This window comes from Paraliobacillus quinghaiensis (assembly GCF_003426025.1).
In the GTDB taxonomy this organism is placed as follows: Bacteria; Bacillota; Bacilli; order Bacillales; family Amphibacillaceae; genus Paraliobacillus_A; species Paraliobacillus_A quinghaiensis.
In genome coordinates this window covers 1-17074 of record NZ_QJSH01000008.1, presented here as the reverse complement: position 1 = coordinate 17074, position 17074 = coordinate 1, and the positions used below count along the sequence as shown (strand labels likewise).

The following is a 17074-nucleotide window of genomic DNA, read 5'->3' as shown; positions in this document are numbered from 1 at the left end:
AGCAGTGCAAAAAATGTTGTGGATAATTGGTATGGTTTTTGGTGGTGTGATTTTATATAGAAAAAAATATAAGGTAATGAATATGTTATTGGCATTCTCTGTGTTTCGAAAAATAATTGTTGCAATCTCGATGCGATTTCCACTTTTGCGAAATGAAATGATGCCAAGTGTCTTTGAGCAAGAAAAGTAATTGAGAAGGAAACATTTCTAACGTTGAGATGTTTCCTTCTTTATTTTAAAGGAAAAATGGTATGATAAAGGAGGAGAGGATGAAGCGTATGTTTATAGAAAGAACATATTATTTTTACCAACTCACTGATTATCTTACTCGACAACAAGGTTTTGAACTTGTTTTTATAAATAATGACCAGACAGAGATATGGTTACAAAGAAAGAAAAATAAGAAAAACCATGTGATACGTATAGTTAATAATGGGTTTGATTGGAAAAATCAATTGAGATTGGATATTGAAAGGACAATAAAAAATAGTAAAAAACTCACAAATTTATTTCTAGGTAGAAATATAGAATTTCATAATGTCTATGTCGCAGAGTATGCACCTGTGGATGATTGGAAGGCTTTAAAGAAAACAGTAAATATGAATCAAAGAAAGTTTTCTCGTATGCATCTTTATTATCTGGATGATAAGGAAGGGGCAATTGAGAAAAATCGATTATTTGAATCCATTGATGTCGAAAAATTTGAGATAACTCCACCTGATAACATCATGGAGTTAGAAAGTAAAACACAATACTTAAAAACATCAATTCTTGGAAAATATAATCAAGTAAAAAAACAAGCTGATCAAGTTTTTCGATATGCAAAACCTACACTAACTTATTGGATTTTAGCAGTTAATGTTTTAATGTTTATCTTATTAGAGTTGCAAGGAGGAAGTACTTCAACAGATATATTACTACAATTCGGTGCAAAGTATAATCCGGCTATTATAGATGGGGAGTGGTGGAGAATTATCTCTTCTATGTTCTTACATATCGGTTTGTTACATCTTGTAATGAATATGCTAGCACTTCATATTGTTGGGAGTATTGTAGAACAAATCTATGGTTCAAAACGCTTTTTGATTATTTATTTCTTTGCAGGAATAATGGGAGGGTTAACTAGTTTTGCTCTTAATCCGCAATTAGCTGCAGGAGCATCTGGTGCGATTTTTGGTTTATTTGGAGCTCTATTATTCTTTGGCTTTCATCATCAAAGAATTTTTTTCCAAACAATGGGTTGGAATGTTATTGTTATAATCGCCTTTAATATTGTATTTGGTTTTGTGGTACAACAAATTGACAATGGAGCACATATAGGTGGCTTAATTGGTGGGTTAATAGCATCATCAATTGTGTTTTTTCCTAACAAAAAACAACTAAGTCAGCAGCTACTTGCCATTGTTGCATATATAGTGATAGTAGTGAGTTTAGTCTTATATGGTATATCAAATAAATCAGGGCATTATGATCCGATGTTACAAGCGCAAATAGCAAATCATCTAATAGAAGAAGAGGAATTCAGCCAGGTGATAGATGTTACATCAGAGACATTAGAGACTGAACCTACAAATTTTCAGGCAGAGTTACTCTTCCTTCGTTCCTACGCATATAGTAAATTAGAGCAATCATCAAAAGCTTTAGCAGACTTAGAGGTGTTAGTAGCGCTTGAACCAAATGCCATTCCTGAAGCTTATTATAATTTAACCCTAATATATATGGAGCGTGGTAATACAGAAAAAGCAAAAAATGCAATAAGAGAAGCAGTGAGATTGAGTCCAAATAATGAAACCTTTACGTCTTTAGCTCAAGAATTGCTTGGAAATGAATAGCGCTGAATTAACTGTTGCATTTTTCCATTATGATCTTGGAATAGTACGCGCAAATGTGTTCCTTCTTTGTCTACAAGTATTAACGGTATCAAACTTTTAGAAGAAGGATCAGCTTGATTAAAGGGAAGGATATAATTTGCATATAATCCTTCCCACAGCTGTCCGATTACTTTAGCAGTTTGATCCTGAGTAAGAGTAGGGAAAGGTGAAGTCTCATATTGATAAAGTTTTGATAAAGGAACAAATAAAAAATCAGAACTAGCTAATTGAAAATGGTTGATTAACTGTTGCCAGTGATAGTGTAATTGTTGCGTCTTTGTATGATTCAACGCATGCTGCCATTCTGTTTGTGTGTCGTTCGTTGGCGTCTTAAATGATTCTAAGGGCGTATTTGTTGAATCGATTACATATAGTTCATCGTGAGACATTTTTTGGACACTTTTAATTTTATCTTCTGGATGATGAACCTCAGCATGATGATATGAAATAGCCTGATAATGACTACTATCTTCTCCATACAAAGTTGTATCCAATTCGATACGGCTTACTTCTTCTTGCCATTCACTTTTAACCCCTTTAAGCAGCCCATCTACATATAAAAGAGAAATATCTTGTCTCAAATATGTTGGCTCATCTGTCTCCGAATAGGAGCGCCATTCTATTGTATATGAATCCTGATCTTTTTCCATTAATAGTTGTAGTTTTGTGAAAGCAGTTTGAAAAGTTATAGACTCATCTGGTGGGAAATATTTTATTGTAGTTTTAGTCGGTACATTTTGTATATGAAGGAAAAATATAACGATAAGTAATATTGTAGTAAAACACAATGCAATATAGCGCATGACAGCCCTCCATGGTGATTATACTTATTAATTGATGTATATGTACAAGTTTTCTTTTATATGTAAATGTATGTTTTTTAATTCTTGGTAAAAAGTAAGTGAAGATAAAAAATGATGGTATAGGATAAGGGTGATCAGATGAATGAAAAAAAACCATTAAGTAAGTCATTTACCAAGAACAAAAAATATTTACATGAGCGATTAGGTGTAGAGAAAAGCTTTGATGTCGTTCAACTGGATTTGAATTATGCCGGTATGGATATGGCAATGTTTTTAATTGATGGTTTTGTGAAAGATGACATTCTCCATTATGTAATGCGTTTCTTAGCAGAACTAAAACCAGAACAACTCGAACCAGAACCATTAGTAAAATTGCTTAAAACTTACATTCCATATGTTGAATTAGATACAGTTGATGATCTGAATGTTGTGACGGATACAATACTTGCTGGTCCGACTGCATTATTAATTGATGGTTTAGATCAAGTTATTATGATTGATGCCAGAACTTACCCGGTTCGTGGTCTCCAAGAACCAGATTTGGAAAGAGTGGTACGTGGTTCGAGAGATGGATATGTAGAAACAATCATTTTTAATACTGCTTTAACAAGAAGGCGTATCCGTGATCGCTCACTTCGTATGGAGTATAGTAGTATAGGTAGACGCTCTCAATCAGATGTATGTATTTGTTATATTGAAGATATTGCTGATCCTGAAAAAGTAAAATTATTAAAAGAACATTTGAGTTTAATTGATACAGATGGGTTACCAATGGCTGAAAAAACTATTGAAGAATTTTTGAGTGGACGTCACTGGAATCCATATCCAACTATTCGTTATACGGAAAGGCCTGACACAGCAGCTGCACACCTTTATGAAGGACATATTATTTTGATTATTGATGGTTCTCCAAGTGTGATGATTTTACCGGCCACATTCTGGCACCATCTCCAACATGCAGAAGAGTATCGTCAAAAACCACTTGTTGGTGCGTATTTACGTATGGTTCGTTTTATAGCTGTATTTGCATCTATTTTCGTCTTACCTTTTTACTATTTAATATCAAGTAATCCAACATTATTACCAGATATACTTAGCTTTTTTGGTCCAGAAGATACCGGTTCTATACCAATATTAATACAATTTTTAATAGCAGAAGTAGGGATAGACATGTTGCGGATGGCAGCAATTCATACACCAACCGCTCTTGCTACCGCCCTTGGTTTAGTGGCTGCCATTATGATTGGCCAGGTTGCAGTAGAAGTTGGACTCTTTTCAAATGAAGTAGTGTTGTATTTGGCCATTGCAGCTATGGGAACATTTGCAACACCAAGCTATGAAATAAGTCTAGCAAATCGACTCGTTCGTATTTTTTTATTATTAATTACGGCAAGTTTCGGTGTAGCGGGTTATATGATTGGTATAACAGCATGGTTAATTTACCTTATTCGTATGAATACATTTAAGACGGGGTATATGTGGCCGTTTATTCCTTTTTCCGCTAAAGCCTTTCTTGATGTAATTGTACGTACGCCAGTTCCACTAAAAAGTAGACGCCCGGCCTTTTTAGATCCTCAAGACCCTGATCGTTAATTCGATCAGGGCTTTTTAATAAAGTAAGAAAGGATAGAATTTTAATGTCATCATGTAGTTATTTTATACGTAGTTTCGCTACGGAAATACACTACGCATTCCTGAGGGGCTTCTTACGCCGTAATTATAGTGATGTATAAAAAATTATTTTAAAGTTTTGATTAATAATCAAAAAGAAATTTGTTATAATGAAATAGGTGATAAAAATGAGAACAATTTACGACGTACAACAATTATTAAAAAGGTTTGGAACAATTATTTATATTGGTGATCGATTGGCTGACTTAGAGTTAATGGAAGTGGAAGTAAAAGAACTTTATCAAGCACAATGTCTTTCAACAAATGAATATCAAATGGCTTTATTATTATTAAGACAAGAAATGTCGCTATTACATAATTGAGAGAGGAAGGGTGGAAGAATGGAGAAATTTTTGTTAGGTGTGGATATTGGTGGTACAACAGTAAAAATCGGAGTCATTACATATAATGGGGATATTGTTGATAAGTGGGAAATTCCAACAAGTAAAGGTGCTGAAGCAGAAAAAATCCCGCATGATATTTGGAGATCAATAGAGACCAAATTAGAGGAACTTAATATTGATTTATCTAACGTTTTAGGGATTGGAGCTGGAGCACCTGGTTTTGTTGATACTGCTACTGGTGAAGTTTCAATTGCAGTTAATTTAGGATGGGAGAATTTTAAATTAGCAGAAATTCTTCATGAACTATCAGGGTTATCAGTATATGTAGATAATGACGCTAATATTGCAGCTGTTGGAGAGAACTGGAAAGGATCAGGTAATCTGGCAGATAATTTTATTGCAGTTACTCTTGGTACGGGTGTTGGTGGAGGAATTATAGCAAATGGTCAAGTTGTAAATGGTACAAATGGCACAGCAGGAGAAATTGGACATATAATGGTCGAACCTGGTGGTGCTCCGTGTAATTGTGGAAGAAATGGCTGTTTAGAAACGATTGCATCCGCTACAGGAATTGCGCGCCTAGCGAATGAAGCAGTTGCAGAAGGCAAAGATACTTTATTAAAAGAACAGCTTCAACAGAAGGGTACCATAACTGCAAAAGATGTGTTTGATTTGGCAGCTAAAGACGATTATGTAGCACGATCGATAATAGACGATGTAACAAATGTTTTAGGCCTTGCGCTTGCTAATATAGCTACAGTTATTAATCCTTCCAAGATTATCTTAGGAGGAGGCGTGTCTAAGGCTGGTGAACAATTATTGCAACCACTTCAGAAAGCTTTTACAAATTATGCTTTACCTCGAATAGATGAAGGATGTGAATTTGCCATTGCAACCTTAGGCAATGATGCAGGTATTTTTGGTGGAGCATATCTTGTCAAAGAAGGTTATGAAAGCTAAGCGAAGATGAATTTGACATGTTTTAATTATATATAAAAAGGTGAATAAAGTAGTTTAATTGAAATAAAAAAATATTCCCTGTTTTTAGGGTTTATTTTTTTTTGCATCTGTCATAGAATAGGTTAATGTTAAGTTATTGTAAAAATAAATGAAACTTTTTTCGCTGTTAATACGTCTCTATTTATAAGGTTTATTTTACTGATTATGTGGAATAAATGATTTAAGGATTTATAAATGTAATATTAAAAACTTGGTGAATAAAATGCGAGGAGGAAACTTACGTAATGTTTCAAAGAAAAGAATATAATGTACCATTGTATGTAGTTGCAAGTATTTTATTTGGAATAAAAACATACATTGTATATCGTTTTTTATTTAATATCGAACTGGATAATTTCCTGCAAGAAGTTATCTTATTTATAAATCCATTTGTATCAGCATTTTTTGTTTTTGCGATTAGTGTTTGGTTAAAAAAACAAAATCAAATGAAGTTTATTCGATACACAACATTGATAGGGTCTTTAATTTTGTATTTTAATCTAGTATTCTATCGAAACTTTACTGATTTTCTAACAATTCCTGTATTGTTTCAGGGAAGCAATGCAGCTGACTTAGGTACAAGTGCATTAGCATTAATACACATACCTGATATTTTATTGTTTTGTGACTTAGCTGTTATTTGGTATTTAAGTAAAAAATATGATGGCGAATTGTCTGTTTCGTATGAAAAACGGAAGAGAGCCCTTACGTTAAGTCTAGCTATAGCATTTTTATTGGGAAATTATATTTTAGCAGAGATTGAGCGTCCTCAATTATTACAACGGACATTTGATCGAGAATATTTAGTGAAAAATATTGGTATTTTTAATTATCATATTTATGATATTGCCCAACAGTCCAGGTCGCAGGCGCAGCGTGTTTTTGCAGATGGGAATCAATTACCTGAGATAGTAGAATATGTGAAAGGTGATACGGTTAATCAAGATGAAAATAATTTGTTTGGTGTAGCAGAAGACAAAAATGTGATTTTTATTTCGCTTGAATCCGTACAAAGTTTTGTAATTAACAACACCTTACACGGGGAAGAAATCACACCGTTTTTGAATGATTTAATAGATGACAGTTATTATTTTGAAAATTTCTATCATCAGACTGAACAAGGGAAAACTTCAGATTCTGAATTTCTAGTTGAAAATGGTATGTATCCATTGCCTAGTGGTGCAGTCTATTTCACACATGGGCAAAACAAATATAATGCTACACCGGAAATACTAGGAGAAGAAGGCTATACTTCTGCAGTATTTCATGCAAATAATGAAAGTTTTTGGAACCGTGACGTAATGTATGAAAATATTGGCATTGATCACTTTTACGATGTGGAATCTTATCAAGTTACAGATGAAAATAAGGTTGGTTGGGGGTTAAAAGATAAAGATTTCTTTGAACAATCGATCAAGTATTTGCAGGCGTTAGAAGAGCCATATTATACACGTTTTATTACGTTAACAAATCACTACCCATTTGATTTGGCGGAAGAGGATGCTACGATCGCTAAATTTGATTCAAACTCTAAAACCTTAAACCAATATTTCCAAACAGTTCGATATACAGATGAAGCAGTTGAAAATTTCTTTGAGCAGCTGAAAATAGCTGGTGAATATGAAGATTCAATTATTGTGTTAATGGGAGATCATTATGGTATTAGTGATTTTCATAATAAAGCAATGGCGCAATATTTAGAAAAAGATGAAATTACGGCATACGACCAAGTCCAATTACAACGTGTACCAATGTACATTCATATACCTGGAGAAGGTGGAAAAGTAATTTCTAATATTGCAGGGCAGATTGATGTAAAACCAACACTACTCAATCTACTAGGTATTGACAATAGTGGAGATATTAACTTTGGCACTGATTTATTTAGTGCAGACAAAAAAGAATTTGTAGCATTACGTGATGGCAGCTTTGTAAGTGATGACTATATCTATACAAAAGATCAATGTTTTGATCGTGAAACAGGTGAATTAATATCAATAGACTCTAGCGGTCTATTAAACAATGAAGAAGATGAAGCAAATAATGTTTGTACTCCGATAAAAGAAAAAGTACAGACTGAACTGTCATACTCGGATGAAATTATTTATGGTGATTTATTTAGGTTCTATGATTTTAATAATCCTGAATAATAAAAAGATAACAAAAAACTCCTTATCTGACGACAGATAAGGAGTTTTTTGTGCTAGCAATTATATCTTATATTATTGTTGTAACAGATAAGAAGCCAAATAAAATAGTAGAAAGACCAGTTAAAGATACCCCAAAAATATTTTGAGATTTAAATTCTTTGTAAACAGCTGATCCACAAAGTATTGTGATAATTATTAGTATTAATGTTAGTGCCATTTAATCTACATCCTCTCGACAGAAAATATTCATATATAACATCGCTTAATTGTAGTGTTGATAAATATCCTTTCACATTTTAAAATAGTAATGGGACTTTGTCGAGGGGTTATAAAAATTAAATGTGAATAAGGAGTGAACAATTTGCAAATTCAAGGATTGTCTCTAGGTCAATTAGGGACGAATTGTTATGTTATATATAAGGATAATCAAGCGATTATAATTGATCCAGGTGGGGATAGTAAAATTTTATGTGATTGGTTAACAAAAAAGGAACTGATACCAATCAGTATTCTATTAACACATGCGCACTTCGATCATATTGGTGCTGTTGAAGATATACGAAATCACTATCAAATTCCAGTTTATCTGCACCAAGCAGAGGAAGATTGGATGGAAGATCCAACATTAAATGGTTCTGGACTTTTTCCTGTTGAGAATGTTGTATGTAGACCAGCTGACTACATTATTCCAATCGGCATGATGGAAGTTGGGTCATTTTCTTTTGAAGTTAAACATACGCCAGGTCATTCACCAGGTGGGGTTTCATTTATTTTTGCAGATGAAAAAATTGTTGTTTCTGGTGATTGCTTATTCGAAAATGGGATTGGCAGAACAGATTTACCGGGTGGAAATCATCAACAATTGATTAACAGTATTAAAGAACAGTTACTTACATTAGGGGATAGTTATAAGATTTATCCTGGTCATGGACCAATGACAACCATAGAAAAAGAGAAGAAATTTAATCCATTTATTAGTGTTTAAAAAATCATCTGTTCCTTGTTTAAGGGACAGATGATTTAATTTAACTGGGCTAGCTGGATTCGAACCAACGAATGACGGAATCAAAATCCGCTGCCTTACCGCTTGGCTATAGCCCATCATGTTACAAAATTTATTTTTAACTAATTTAAGTAAAATATACATCAAAACACAATGAATTTTTTAACTTCATCATTCTAGCGTTAAGTAATATACTCGCGTTTTTTGGTTCTTTTTTAATGTTATTGCTTTTAGTGTAATGACGATTTTATTATCATTATGTTGATAATACGTAATAAGTACTTTTCCGTTAGGGTAGAAGTAATTCATCATTTGTTGCTGAGTAGTTATCGGGTAATCTACTAAATTTTTGCTAAAATCTGTATATCCTATTTGGTGTAATGTTTCTAATTCCACCTGTTCTAACTGCAATTCAGTAATTAACTGATCATTACTATATAGTGTAATAGCTGACATCACGCTCAATAAGAGAAGCGTAATAATAAATGTGACATATGGCAGTAAAAATCCGTCTTGATTATAGATGCGGTGCTTAATAAAAACTAAATGTTTTTGCATAACTTTCTCCTGAGGTCGTAATGATAGAGACATGTACACCATAAGATAATTCTTTAACATGAAATGTTTCAATGTTACGGACGAAAATCTCATGGCCCACTCCATTCACTTGCCTTCTAATAACTTCTGGATAATAGGATATTGTTATCCTTTTTCCTGATTCATTTGTAAGATGAATCGTGTTGTTCTCTACATAATCATATTTGTTTTTGTGCAGTTCATCGCTTAAAAAATGAAAGAACTGCCGGATTGAATATTCAGAAGTGTGACTGTCATACTCTATTAAGCGAAATATAGTTGGAATTAATGTTAGTGTGGATCCAATGATCGCAACTGATATCAACAGTGATACGAGTGTGAAACCATTTTCATTTAGATGGATAATAGTATAAACATGTTTTTTCTTTTTTATATTTAACATTGATCCATGTAGCACATCCTTTCCATAATAGGTCTTCTTTCTCAAATATAATCATAACTACTGTGTTATTTATTTTAATATCTTTCTCAAAATAACTTGGTTCTTTTGGTGTTGTGTTAGAGAAGGTTTGTAGTTCATTATGAAGTTGTGATTGTACTTCTCTATGCTGAAATAAGATATGTTGTTCCATGTTAAGTTGAAAAATGATTGGTACCAATGTAAAGCTAACCATCATAATTAAACTCAATGAGACAAGTAATTCTGACAGAACAAAGCCGGTCTGTTTTACTCGTTTACCTTTCAACAATATAGCTCCTTCCTTTTCCAAAAGGAAAATAAATAGCAAATTCCTTATCGTCTATAATAATTAAAAACATACCAGGTTCTTTAATAGTTCCTTGAATGGAAAAAGATAAGGGCATAGATAATGTATATAATTTCACCTCCCAGTTGTGAGGGATTTGACGCTCTACTAAGACTTTGCCCCTACCACCTTGGCGGATTTCATACGATTTTGTGTCTGGCTTAATGATTAAATAAAGGTTATTTCTTTTTAATAGTGTCTGTTGTTGCATATATAATACATCGCTCTCAAATAGCTGGTACCAGCGATTCAGCTGATAAGTATCATATGTGTTTGTTTGCAACGAAGCTCCAATTACAAGCAAAATAGATAAAGTGCTTAATACGATCAGTATTTCTATAAGTGTAAACCCTTTTTGATTATTCATTAGTTACATCAGCTGCAATGATGGTATAGTCCTCACTCGTTTGGAATTGAATTTGTTTTGTACCATTTGCGCATTTATCTGATTGAATATAATCCCCAACAAGCGTTTCTACATCTGGCGGATAAGTACCATGATCAATTATATATGACTGGACCTGATTTTCGGTCATTTGTATAAGTGCATCACAGCCTTTAAGTTGAAGTGTTTCATTCTTGTCAGCGAGATTTGGTACTAACAAAATTAATAAGGTTGTAATGATTGTCAGTACAATTAACATCTCTATTAAAGTAAATCCTTTTTGGTTGTTCATTAGAGTCACATCTCCTAAATAGTATTTATTAGTTGAAACATTGGTAATAGAAGGGAAAGATAAATAAAAATGATACATGTAGCTATAATTATGAAAAAGGTTGGTTGAATAAGTGTAAGAAATTTTTTGATCTTTAATTGCAGATGCTCTAATAAAAAGTCGGCATAGGTTTGGAGATCTTTAGCTAACATTTCTGAGGTTGTATTTTTTTGAAATATTGCATGTAGGTCTTGTTCTAATAAAGCACAGCCAGGAAGAATCTGTGAAATCAACTGTCCTTGTTTTAGCCCATCCATAATAATTTCACTATGATAAGCAAGAAGTGGGTTTTGTGATTGTTTGGTTAATATATCAAAGCAGTCTTTTAGTGATAACCCAGCTTGTAATAATGAACTTAGATGTAATGAAAATAGTAAAGTTGCATTAGGACTTATAATTTTTTTTAGTAGGGGAATTCGTTGATATATTTTAACTTTTTTATAAATTGATAATTTTCTTTGAATGACCAACCAATAAATACCACAGCAAATGATGAATATACCACCATATAGAAAAGTTTGAAATAGAATGTTTATTAGGTTTAATGCAAAAGAAGTCATATCAGAGGTGTGTGTTGTCGTTGAAAAGAGTTGTATAAAAGATGGAAAAACAGAAGTTTTAATAAAATACAATAACAAAATAAACAAGAAAAATAGAACAATCGGATATTGGGTTACTTGCTTGAATTTTTTCCATAAACTCAATTGCTGGTCGACTAACTGAATACTTTGTAGTAATGCCTTCTTTATATTCCCGTGTTTCATAGCAAAATATAAAAAAGAAATAATTCTTGAATCAAAGTTTGCTTTATTTAAAGCAATATCAAGCGAATTTCCTTCTTTTAATGTAGATTCAATCAATTCTGCATGTTTTTCCCATTTTGTATTCCACTGTAAAACTGTCAAAGCATCTAGCAATGTATAGTGTTGATCTAGTAAGCGGGATAATCTGATTAAAAAATAATTTTGTTCTTGTAGGGATAGTGCTTTTGCTTTATTTAATACGTGTTGTTTCCGTTTGATTGGTGTAACCATAAGCAAATGCCTTCCTCCTCAACTTTTGAAAGGTATCAAATTTGGGATTTGATTGATCAGCAGGATTCTTAATTGCACCTTCTAAAATATCTTTATCCAATAATTCTAAGATTGCAGCACGAGAGGGAATATTCCCTTTTGTAATGATTGGAAATAGTTCTAAAGCGGCAATTGCAATTAGACTTTGTTCTAAGTCTGTTTGCTTAATTCCCATTTCAAGTAGACGATAAATGGTACCAAATGCATTTTTGGCATGTAAGGTAGATAAGACAAGGTGTCCGGTATAGGCAGCATGGAAGACAAATTCTGCCGTTTTTTTATCGCGAATTTCCCCGACCATGATAATATCTGGATCATGGCGAAGTGCCGCTTTTAGCCCAACTTGATAGGTTATGCCGCTTTTTTCATTGACTTGAACTTGTAGCAAGTCCTTCATTTCTTTTTCAATTGGATCTTCTAATGTTATGGTTTGATAAGATTGTTCTTCCAAAAGGACTTGCAACAATGCGTATAATGTAGTGGTCTTTCCACTTCCAGTTGGACCAGTTAACAAAATTATCCCTGATTTATTGGTAACCCATGATTTAATTCTATCCAATTGATTTGGAAACAAAAATAAATGATTTAATGAAATTGCTTCTTGTTGAGGTAATAAACGTATTGCAAGACTTTCGGAATTGTTAACTGGCAGTGTAGATAAACGAAGTGAAATTGTTTGATGTCTATAGTGAAATGTAATAGCTCCGTTTTGTGGTTTTCTTGTTTCTCCAATGTCCATACCCGCAGAGAACTTATAATAACTGATTAGAGTCTCGTACTCTTTTACATGCATCTCACTATGAAAAACGCGCTTTCCATGAATACGAAAGTAAATTTTCGTTGTAGTTGAAGTAGGACAAAAATGGATATCAGAAGCGGCTAAGTCTAAAGCAGAATGAAGTAATTCATTTGAGAAAAAGGCAGCGTCATTCAATTTGTTCACCTCACTTTCTAGGGTTACTATACGAATCTTTTCTTGAAAAAGCAAGTATCTTTTTAAAAGAGAGAAATAGTAGAAATTGTATTATCGTGCAGTCTTATAGTATTGTTTTTTAATTTAAATCTAGCTGTTTTTCGGAAACCAATCGAAGATAAAACATAAAATTTTTTTTGTGAAATCGTAAATTATGTAATGAAATGCTATAATAAATCCAACTTGTTTGAAAAGAGGTAGAGTATGGATAGTATCTATTTAATTGGATTTATGGGAAGTGGTAAAACAACAGTTGCAAAATGGCTAGCAGAAAAATTGCAATTACCCTTACAAGATACCGATGACATGGTAGAACAGGCTTATGGTATGAAAATTAGTGATATATTTGAAGCGTATGGTGAGGAAACCTTTCGTACATTTGAAAGTCAAGTATTAACGCAAACCAAAACAAAAGACTGTATTGTCTCGACAGGTGGCGGTATTATTGAAAGGGACATTAATGTAAATTGGTTACAAAATAAACAGGTTATATATTTGCAGACTAGCTGGGATGTAATTTTTAACCGTCTTAAAAATGATGCAACACGCCCGATTTGGAGTGATCAAAAAAAAGATAAGCAAGCCCTATTGCGTAAACGTGAAAGTACCTACTTACAAGTAGCTACATACACTGTCCCGACTGACGGAAAAACTGTAGAACAGATTGGTTCAGATATTTTAGACTTAATCTACATAAACGGTTAGTAATGTCATACTCAAGTAAGTTCCCTTTATAGAAATCAAATTTATGGGCATCCTATTAATAAATTATGAAAAGAGGGATGCACATGTCTGGAAATGATATAGTGAAATATATAACAGAGGAATTTGTTAAGTATGTTGATATGCCAAAAAGTGAAAGAATACAGTATAAACAGAAAAAAAAAGAAACGAAACAGGAAACACAAAGCCAACTTTCGAACAAGTGGTTTGGAATGTTACCAGTTTCGTTTAAAATTTGGAGAAACAATCATAAAAGATAGTGACAAGTTAATTCTCATTTTAATCTAGTAATTGATTCAAAGAGGTAGATTGAGTCATGTGAAAAATACCGCCATTTATAATGGATATTGCGATTTGTGGCCGGTACAATGCTTCTATTGCTTCAGATTCTTTTTTGTAAAGTGCTGTATAATCTTTTTTATCAGTTTGATAAAAGTAATCTAATAACTTTTTTTCTTCTTCCATATGTCGCCATGATTCAATAGCCCAATCATGCTCTGTTTCTTGAAGTTCTTTTTCAATAAGCTGTATAATACGTTGATAGCTACTCTTTAAACGTATTAATGGACTTAAGTTATAACAAAAGTCTGGAATTTTAGTATCCCACTGAATTTTTTCTAATTGATCAATTATATTGTTGATCATACCCCCATTAATCATATTAATGCCAATGGACTTAATGGCTTCTTTTTTTTGTTTTCCAATAAAGCTAACCTTTATGTTTAAAACCAACCACGGCACTAATGCAGTTTGTTGATCAACCTGTACCATTTGATACAGACGAACAAACTTTCCTTCTTCATCTAACAAACGGAAAATTTGTTGTAAACGAGGGCTGCCAAAATGAATAGGTTCTCCTTCCTCATCGTCCAATAACGGATTTGTTAGCAAGGTGATTTTTCCTGGTTCCCCTTGAAGACCAAGCTTCTTGACGTATTGCCAATAAAATGGACGGTTTAATAGATATTCGTCCATTTTATCAGTTAATTGAATACTTAATTTGTCACCACGGTTTTCTAATATGTCACAATGATTTGCTTTGAAAAAGGTAAACAGAAAATCATGAAGATTCGCGATTGCCATGTTGCTCCTCCTGTTCATAGTAGTCTTGAGCATTAGAGATAACTGCAGATAAGTTATCAATTTTTATTTTGATTTCACCATCTGTTTTTGATTCTTGAAATATTTTTTCTACTTCTGTCTCTATATTGGTTAATTGTAAATCTGACAAAATTGCATCTAAATTACCAACCACACGTTGAAAGAGTTGGATTTTTTCATAAAGTAGTCGTAGTATATGGTCTTCAATTGTATCCTTTATTGCGAAATTATAGATGTTGACATCCTCCGTTTGACCATAACGATGAATACGACCAATTCGTTGCTCTAAGCGCATAGGATTCCAAGGTAAATCGTAATTAATCATATTATTACAAAATTGTAGGTTAATACCCTCACCACCAGCTTCTGTAGCAATTAAAACTTGTGCTTTTTCTTGGAATAATTGCCGCATCCAATCTTTTTTACCACGCTTAAATCCGCCACGAAATGGTACAGAAGTGATGCCATTTTGCTGCAGGATCCATTGTAAATATACTTGTGTTGCACGATATTCTGTGAAGATAATACACTTATCATTCATTGATTGAATTAATTCAACAACTTTTAGCGCTTTTGAATGATTTGGTAGCTTCTCTATACATTTAAGAAAAGCTGCATAATCCTCTTTATTTTCTTTATTTTCCTGTAATAAATTTTTTTTAATAGACACATAGCAAGCCTCGCGTGAAGAGCATAACTCACGTAGGTATGTAATGGCTGCAAAATGCGAACTCTGTTCTGTAATTTCCTTTAAATTATTATAAGCTTCTCTTTCTTCAGCAGTAAAATCGATCCATACGGTTTCTACGTTCCGCTTTGTCCAATCTATACCTGTATCTTCTCTACGATTACGAACCATTACTTTTTGGATCAATTGTTTTAAATGTGCATCATGTTCTAATGTCTTATGATTTTTACCAAACTTTTCAGTAAAGGTCTGGTAATCTCCTAGGTATCCTGGTTTTAATATGGAGACTAAATTAAAAATATCACTTAGCTTATTCTGAATTGGCGTAGCAGTTAGTAGTAAACAATATTTTTTTTGTAAAGCTCGAATAAATTGATAATTCTTTGTTTGATGATTTTTTAATTTATGTGCTTCATCAACTAAGACAAAATCATAATTTTGCTCTAAAATAATATCTTTGTGTTGTTGACGTTTTGCTGTATCGATTGAGGTGATCATAATATTATCCTGATCCCATACCGGTCGTTTTCTCGAGGTTGTAACAGGAATATAAAATTTTTGTGTTAACTCCATTGCCCATTGATTAACTAATGAGGCAGGAACAAGAATTAAAGCTTTTTTCACTAAACCTCTTAACATATACTCCTTTAATATTAATCCAGCTTCAATTGTTTTACCTAGTCCAACTTCATCTGCTAAGATTGCTCTTCCATTCATATCGTCTAAAACCTGTTCTGCACACTCTAATTGATGTGTTAAAAATGTAACATGAGGCAAAAGAGTTGGTGATCTCAAGCCCTTGAAATCTGTTGTTAGATTGTTAACACTAGCTTGGTATGATAGATGAAATAATTCCCATGAACTAAATGAACCATCATCTTTTACTTTTTGATCTAACTTCTCGATGAAATCAACATCACGTTTTAAATCAATTTGCACGAAGATCCACCTTCCGAACTATTGTTATTTTATAAAAAAAACACTCTTTTTTGAGTAAGGATATGCTATAATCATGATAATTAAATGATAAGTTCATATTCATTAGATACATAATAGTATGTCCAAATTTCATATTTTTACTAGCGAATGATGAATAGAGGAGAGAGCACCATATGGTGACGCCGAAGGAGCAAGTATTTTATGCGAATCTCTCAGGCAAAAAGACTCTATTTTAACGCAACTCTGGAGAATGTTTATCAATTGGTAAACTACCCAAGAAGAAAGTCCATAAATTACATTTAGTGGACGAAACTTTCTGGTACAAGGACAGGGATATCATCAATTATGATGATTTCACCTGTCTTTTTTTTATTTTCTTCTAAATGGATTGTGTTATGACTATTTTTATATAAACTGCGCATTAAGAACCTAATACGTTTAGTCAGTGATTAGTAACGAAAGTTACCGCTTCTCAAATGAAATTGACTCTCTTTCCGCAGGCACGGCTTCAGCTAACTCGGATAAGCAAAGTTCGCTTTCCGAGTGGATCGTGCGCCCGGCATGAGTTATAACTAGGTGGTGAAAGTCCACCACAGACTTGGCAGTAGGAACTGTTAGTGAAAGGCAAGGGTGTCTATCGTGAGATAGAATCTGAAGGAAGCCGGACACAAAATCCC

The 17074-nt window shown here is 33.1% G+C and carries 20 protein-coding genes, 1 tRNA gene and 1 riboswitch; of the genes, 9 read left to right on the top strand and 12 right to left on the bottom strand.

What is annotated here, in order from left to right; all coding sequences use genetic code 11:
- Window positions 1-4 precede the first annotated feature (4 nt).
- Both D2K40_RS06995 and D2K40_RS06990 read left to right on the top strand, forming a co-directional pair.
- A complete protein-coding gene (locus tag D2K40_RS06995) occupies window positions 5-190 on the top strand; it encodes a hypothetical protein (protein ID WP_117154339.1) in 186 nt (61 codons plus the stop codon).
- A gap of 79 nt (window positions 191-269) precedes the next feature.
- A complete protein-coding gene (locus D2K40_RS06990; protein WP_162879159.1) occupies window positions 270-1832 on the top strand; it encodes a rhomboid family intramembrane serine protease in 1563 nt (520 codons plus the stop codon).
- Here the strand turns inward: D2K40_RS06990 and D2K40_RS06985 are convergent.
- Window positions 1808-2674, bottom strand: a complete 867-nt coding sequence (locus D2K40_RS06985; RefSeq protein ID WP_117154335.1) for a hypothetical protein — start codon at window positions 2672-2674, stop codon at window positions 1808-1810. The genes D2K40_RS06990 and D2K40_RS06985 overlap by 25 nt on opposite strands.
- 138 nt (window positions 2675-2812) lie before the next feature.
- Between D2K40_RS06985 and D2K40_RS06980 the strand changes: the two genes are divergently transcribed.
- The 4 genes from D2K40_RS06980 to D2K40_RS06965 all read left to right on the top strand — a co-directional run bounded on the left by D2K40_RS06980 (window position 2813) and on the right by D2K40_RS06965 (window position 7838).
- A complete protein-coding gene (locus tag D2K40_RS06980; RefSeq protein WP_117154333.1) occupies window positions 2813-4267 on the top strand; it encodes a spore germination protein in 1455 nt (484 codons plus the stop codon).
- Between the two features lie 206 nt (window positions 4268-4473).
- Window positions 4474-4668, top strand: a complete 195-nt coding sequence (locus D2K40_RS06975; RefSeq protein WP_117154331.1) for a YqgQ family protein — start codon at window positions 4474-4476, stop codon at window positions 4666-4668.
- A gap of 18 nt (window positions 4669-4686) precedes the next feature.
- Entirely contained in the window at window positions 4687-5649 is a 963-nt protein-coding gene (locus tag D2K40_RS06970; protein WP_117154329.1) for an ROK family glucokinase, read from the top strand.
- Between the two features lie 284 nt (window positions 5650-5933).
- Window positions 5934-7838 (top strand): LTA synthase family protein, encoded by a 1905-nt coding sequence (locus tag D2K40_RS06965; RefSeq protein WP_117154327.1) that lies wholly within the window; start codon window positions 5934-5936, stop codon window positions 7836-7838.
- A gap of 67 nt (window positions 7839-7905) precedes the next feature.
- Here D2K40_RS06965 and D2K40_RS06960 read toward each other — a convergent pair whose 3' ends face one another.
- On the bottom strand, window positions 7906-8055 hold the full coding sequence (locus tag D2K40_RS06960; protein ID WP_117154324.1) for a DUF2759 family protein: 150 nt from the start codon (window positions 8053-8055) through the stop codon (window positions 7906-7908).
- Window positions 8056-8199: 144 nt separating this feature from the next.
- On the opposite strand from D2K40_RS06960, the gene D2K40_RS06955 reads away from it, so the two are divergent.
- Complete coding sequence (locus tag D2K40_RS06955) at window positions 8200-8823, top strand: MBL fold metallo-hydrolase (RefSeq protein ID WP_117154322.1); 624 nt, start codon at window positions 8200-8202, stop codon at window positions 8821-8823.
- Window positions 8824-8867: 44 nt separating this feature from the next.
- On the opposite strand, the gene D2K40_RS06950 is transcribed toward D2K40_RS06955, so the two are convergent.
- The 8 genes from D2K40_RS06950 to comGA all read right to left on the bottom strand — a co-directional run bounded on the left by D2K40_RS06950 (window position 8868) and on the right by comGA (window position 12916).
- Window positions 8868-8939 (bottom strand) — tRNA-Gln (locus D2K40_RS06950).
- Between the two features lie 73 nt (window positions 8940-9012).
- Complete coding sequence (locus D2K40_RS06945) at window positions 9013-9399, bottom strand: hypothetical protein (RefSeq protein WP_117154320.1); 387 nt, start codon at window positions 9397-9399, stop codon at window positions 9013-9015.
- Entirely contained in the window at window positions 9374-9820 is a 447-nt protein-coding gene (locus tag D2K40_RS06940) for a ComGF family competence protein (protein ID WP_117154318.1), read from the bottom strand. The genes D2K40_RS06945 and D2K40_RS06940 overlap by 26 nt, the downstream gene beginning before the upstream one ends.
- Complete coding sequence (locus D2K40_RS06935; protein WP_117154316.1) at window positions 9768-10124, bottom strand: hypothetical protein; 357 nt, start codon at window positions 10122-10124, stop codon at window positions 9768-9770. The genes D2K40_RS06940 and D2K40_RS06935 overlap by 53 nt, the downstream gene beginning before the upstream one ends.
- A complete protein-coding gene (gene comGD / locus D2K40_RS06930; RefSeq protein WP_117154313.1) occupies window positions 10114-10551 on the bottom strand; it encodes a competence type IV pilus minor pilin ComGD in 438 nt (145 codons plus the stop codon). The genes D2K40_RS06935 and comGD overlap by 11 nt, the downstream gene beginning before the upstream one ends.
- Window positions 10544-10861, bottom strand: a complete 318-nt coding sequence (gene comGC / locus D2K40_RS06925) for a competence type IV pilus major pilin ComGC (protein ID WP_117154311.1) — start codon at window positions 10859-10861, stop codon at window positions 10544-10546. Before comGC ends, comGD begins: the two co-directional genes overlap by 8 nt.
- Window positions 10862-10875: 14 nt before the next feature.
- Complete coding sequence (gene comGB, locus D2K40_RS06920; protein ID WP_229666681.1) at window positions 10876-11934, bottom strand: competence type IV pilus assembly protein ComGB; 1059 nt, start codon at window positions 11932-11934, stop codon at window positions 10876-10878.
- Window positions 11894-12916, bottom strand: coding sequence for a competence type IV pilus ATPase ComGA (gene comGA, locus D2K40_RS06915; protein WP_373285563.1), 1023 nt, complete (start codon window positions 12914-12916; stop codon window positions 11894-11896). Before comGA ends, comGB begins: the two co-directional genes overlap by 41 nt.
- A gap of 234 nt (window positions 12917-13150) precedes the next feature.
- Between comGA and D2K40_RS06910 the strand changes: the two genes are divergently transcribed.
- Window positions 13151-13651, top strand: coding sequence for a shikimate kinase (locus D2K40_RS06910; RefSeq protein WP_117154305.1), 501 nt, complete (start codon window positions 13151-13153; stop codon window positions 13649-13651).
- Window positions 13652-13734: 83 nt separating this feature from the next.
- The gene (locus tag D2K40_RS06905) at window positions 13735-13929 is read left to right on the top strand and encodes a YqzE family protein (RefSeq protein ID WP_117154303.1); all 195 of its coding nucleotides are present in this window, start codon (window positions 13735-13737) and stop codon (window positions 13927-13929) included.
- 19 nt (window positions 13930-13948) lie between these two features.
- Here the strand turns inward: D2K40_RS06905 and D2K40_RS06900 are convergent, their stop codons facing one another.
- Window positions 13949-14752, bottom strand: coding sequence for a YqhG family protein (locus D2K40_RS06900; protein ID WP_162879158.1), 804 nt, complete (start codon window positions 14750-14752; stop codon window positions 13949-13951).
- On the bottom strand, window positions 14730-16397 hold the full coding sequence (locus D2K40_RS06895; RefSeq protein WP_117154299.1) for a DEAD/DEAH box helicase: 1668 nt from the start codon (window positions 16395-16397) through the stop codon (window positions 14730-14732). The genes D2K40_RS06900 and D2K40_RS06895 overlap by 23 nt, the downstream gene beginning before the upstream one ends.
- Window positions 16398-16544: 147 nt before the next feature.
- A riboswitch (glycine riboswitch) is annotated at window positions 16545-16635 on the top strand.
- Window positions 16636-17074 lie beyond the last annotated feature (439 nt).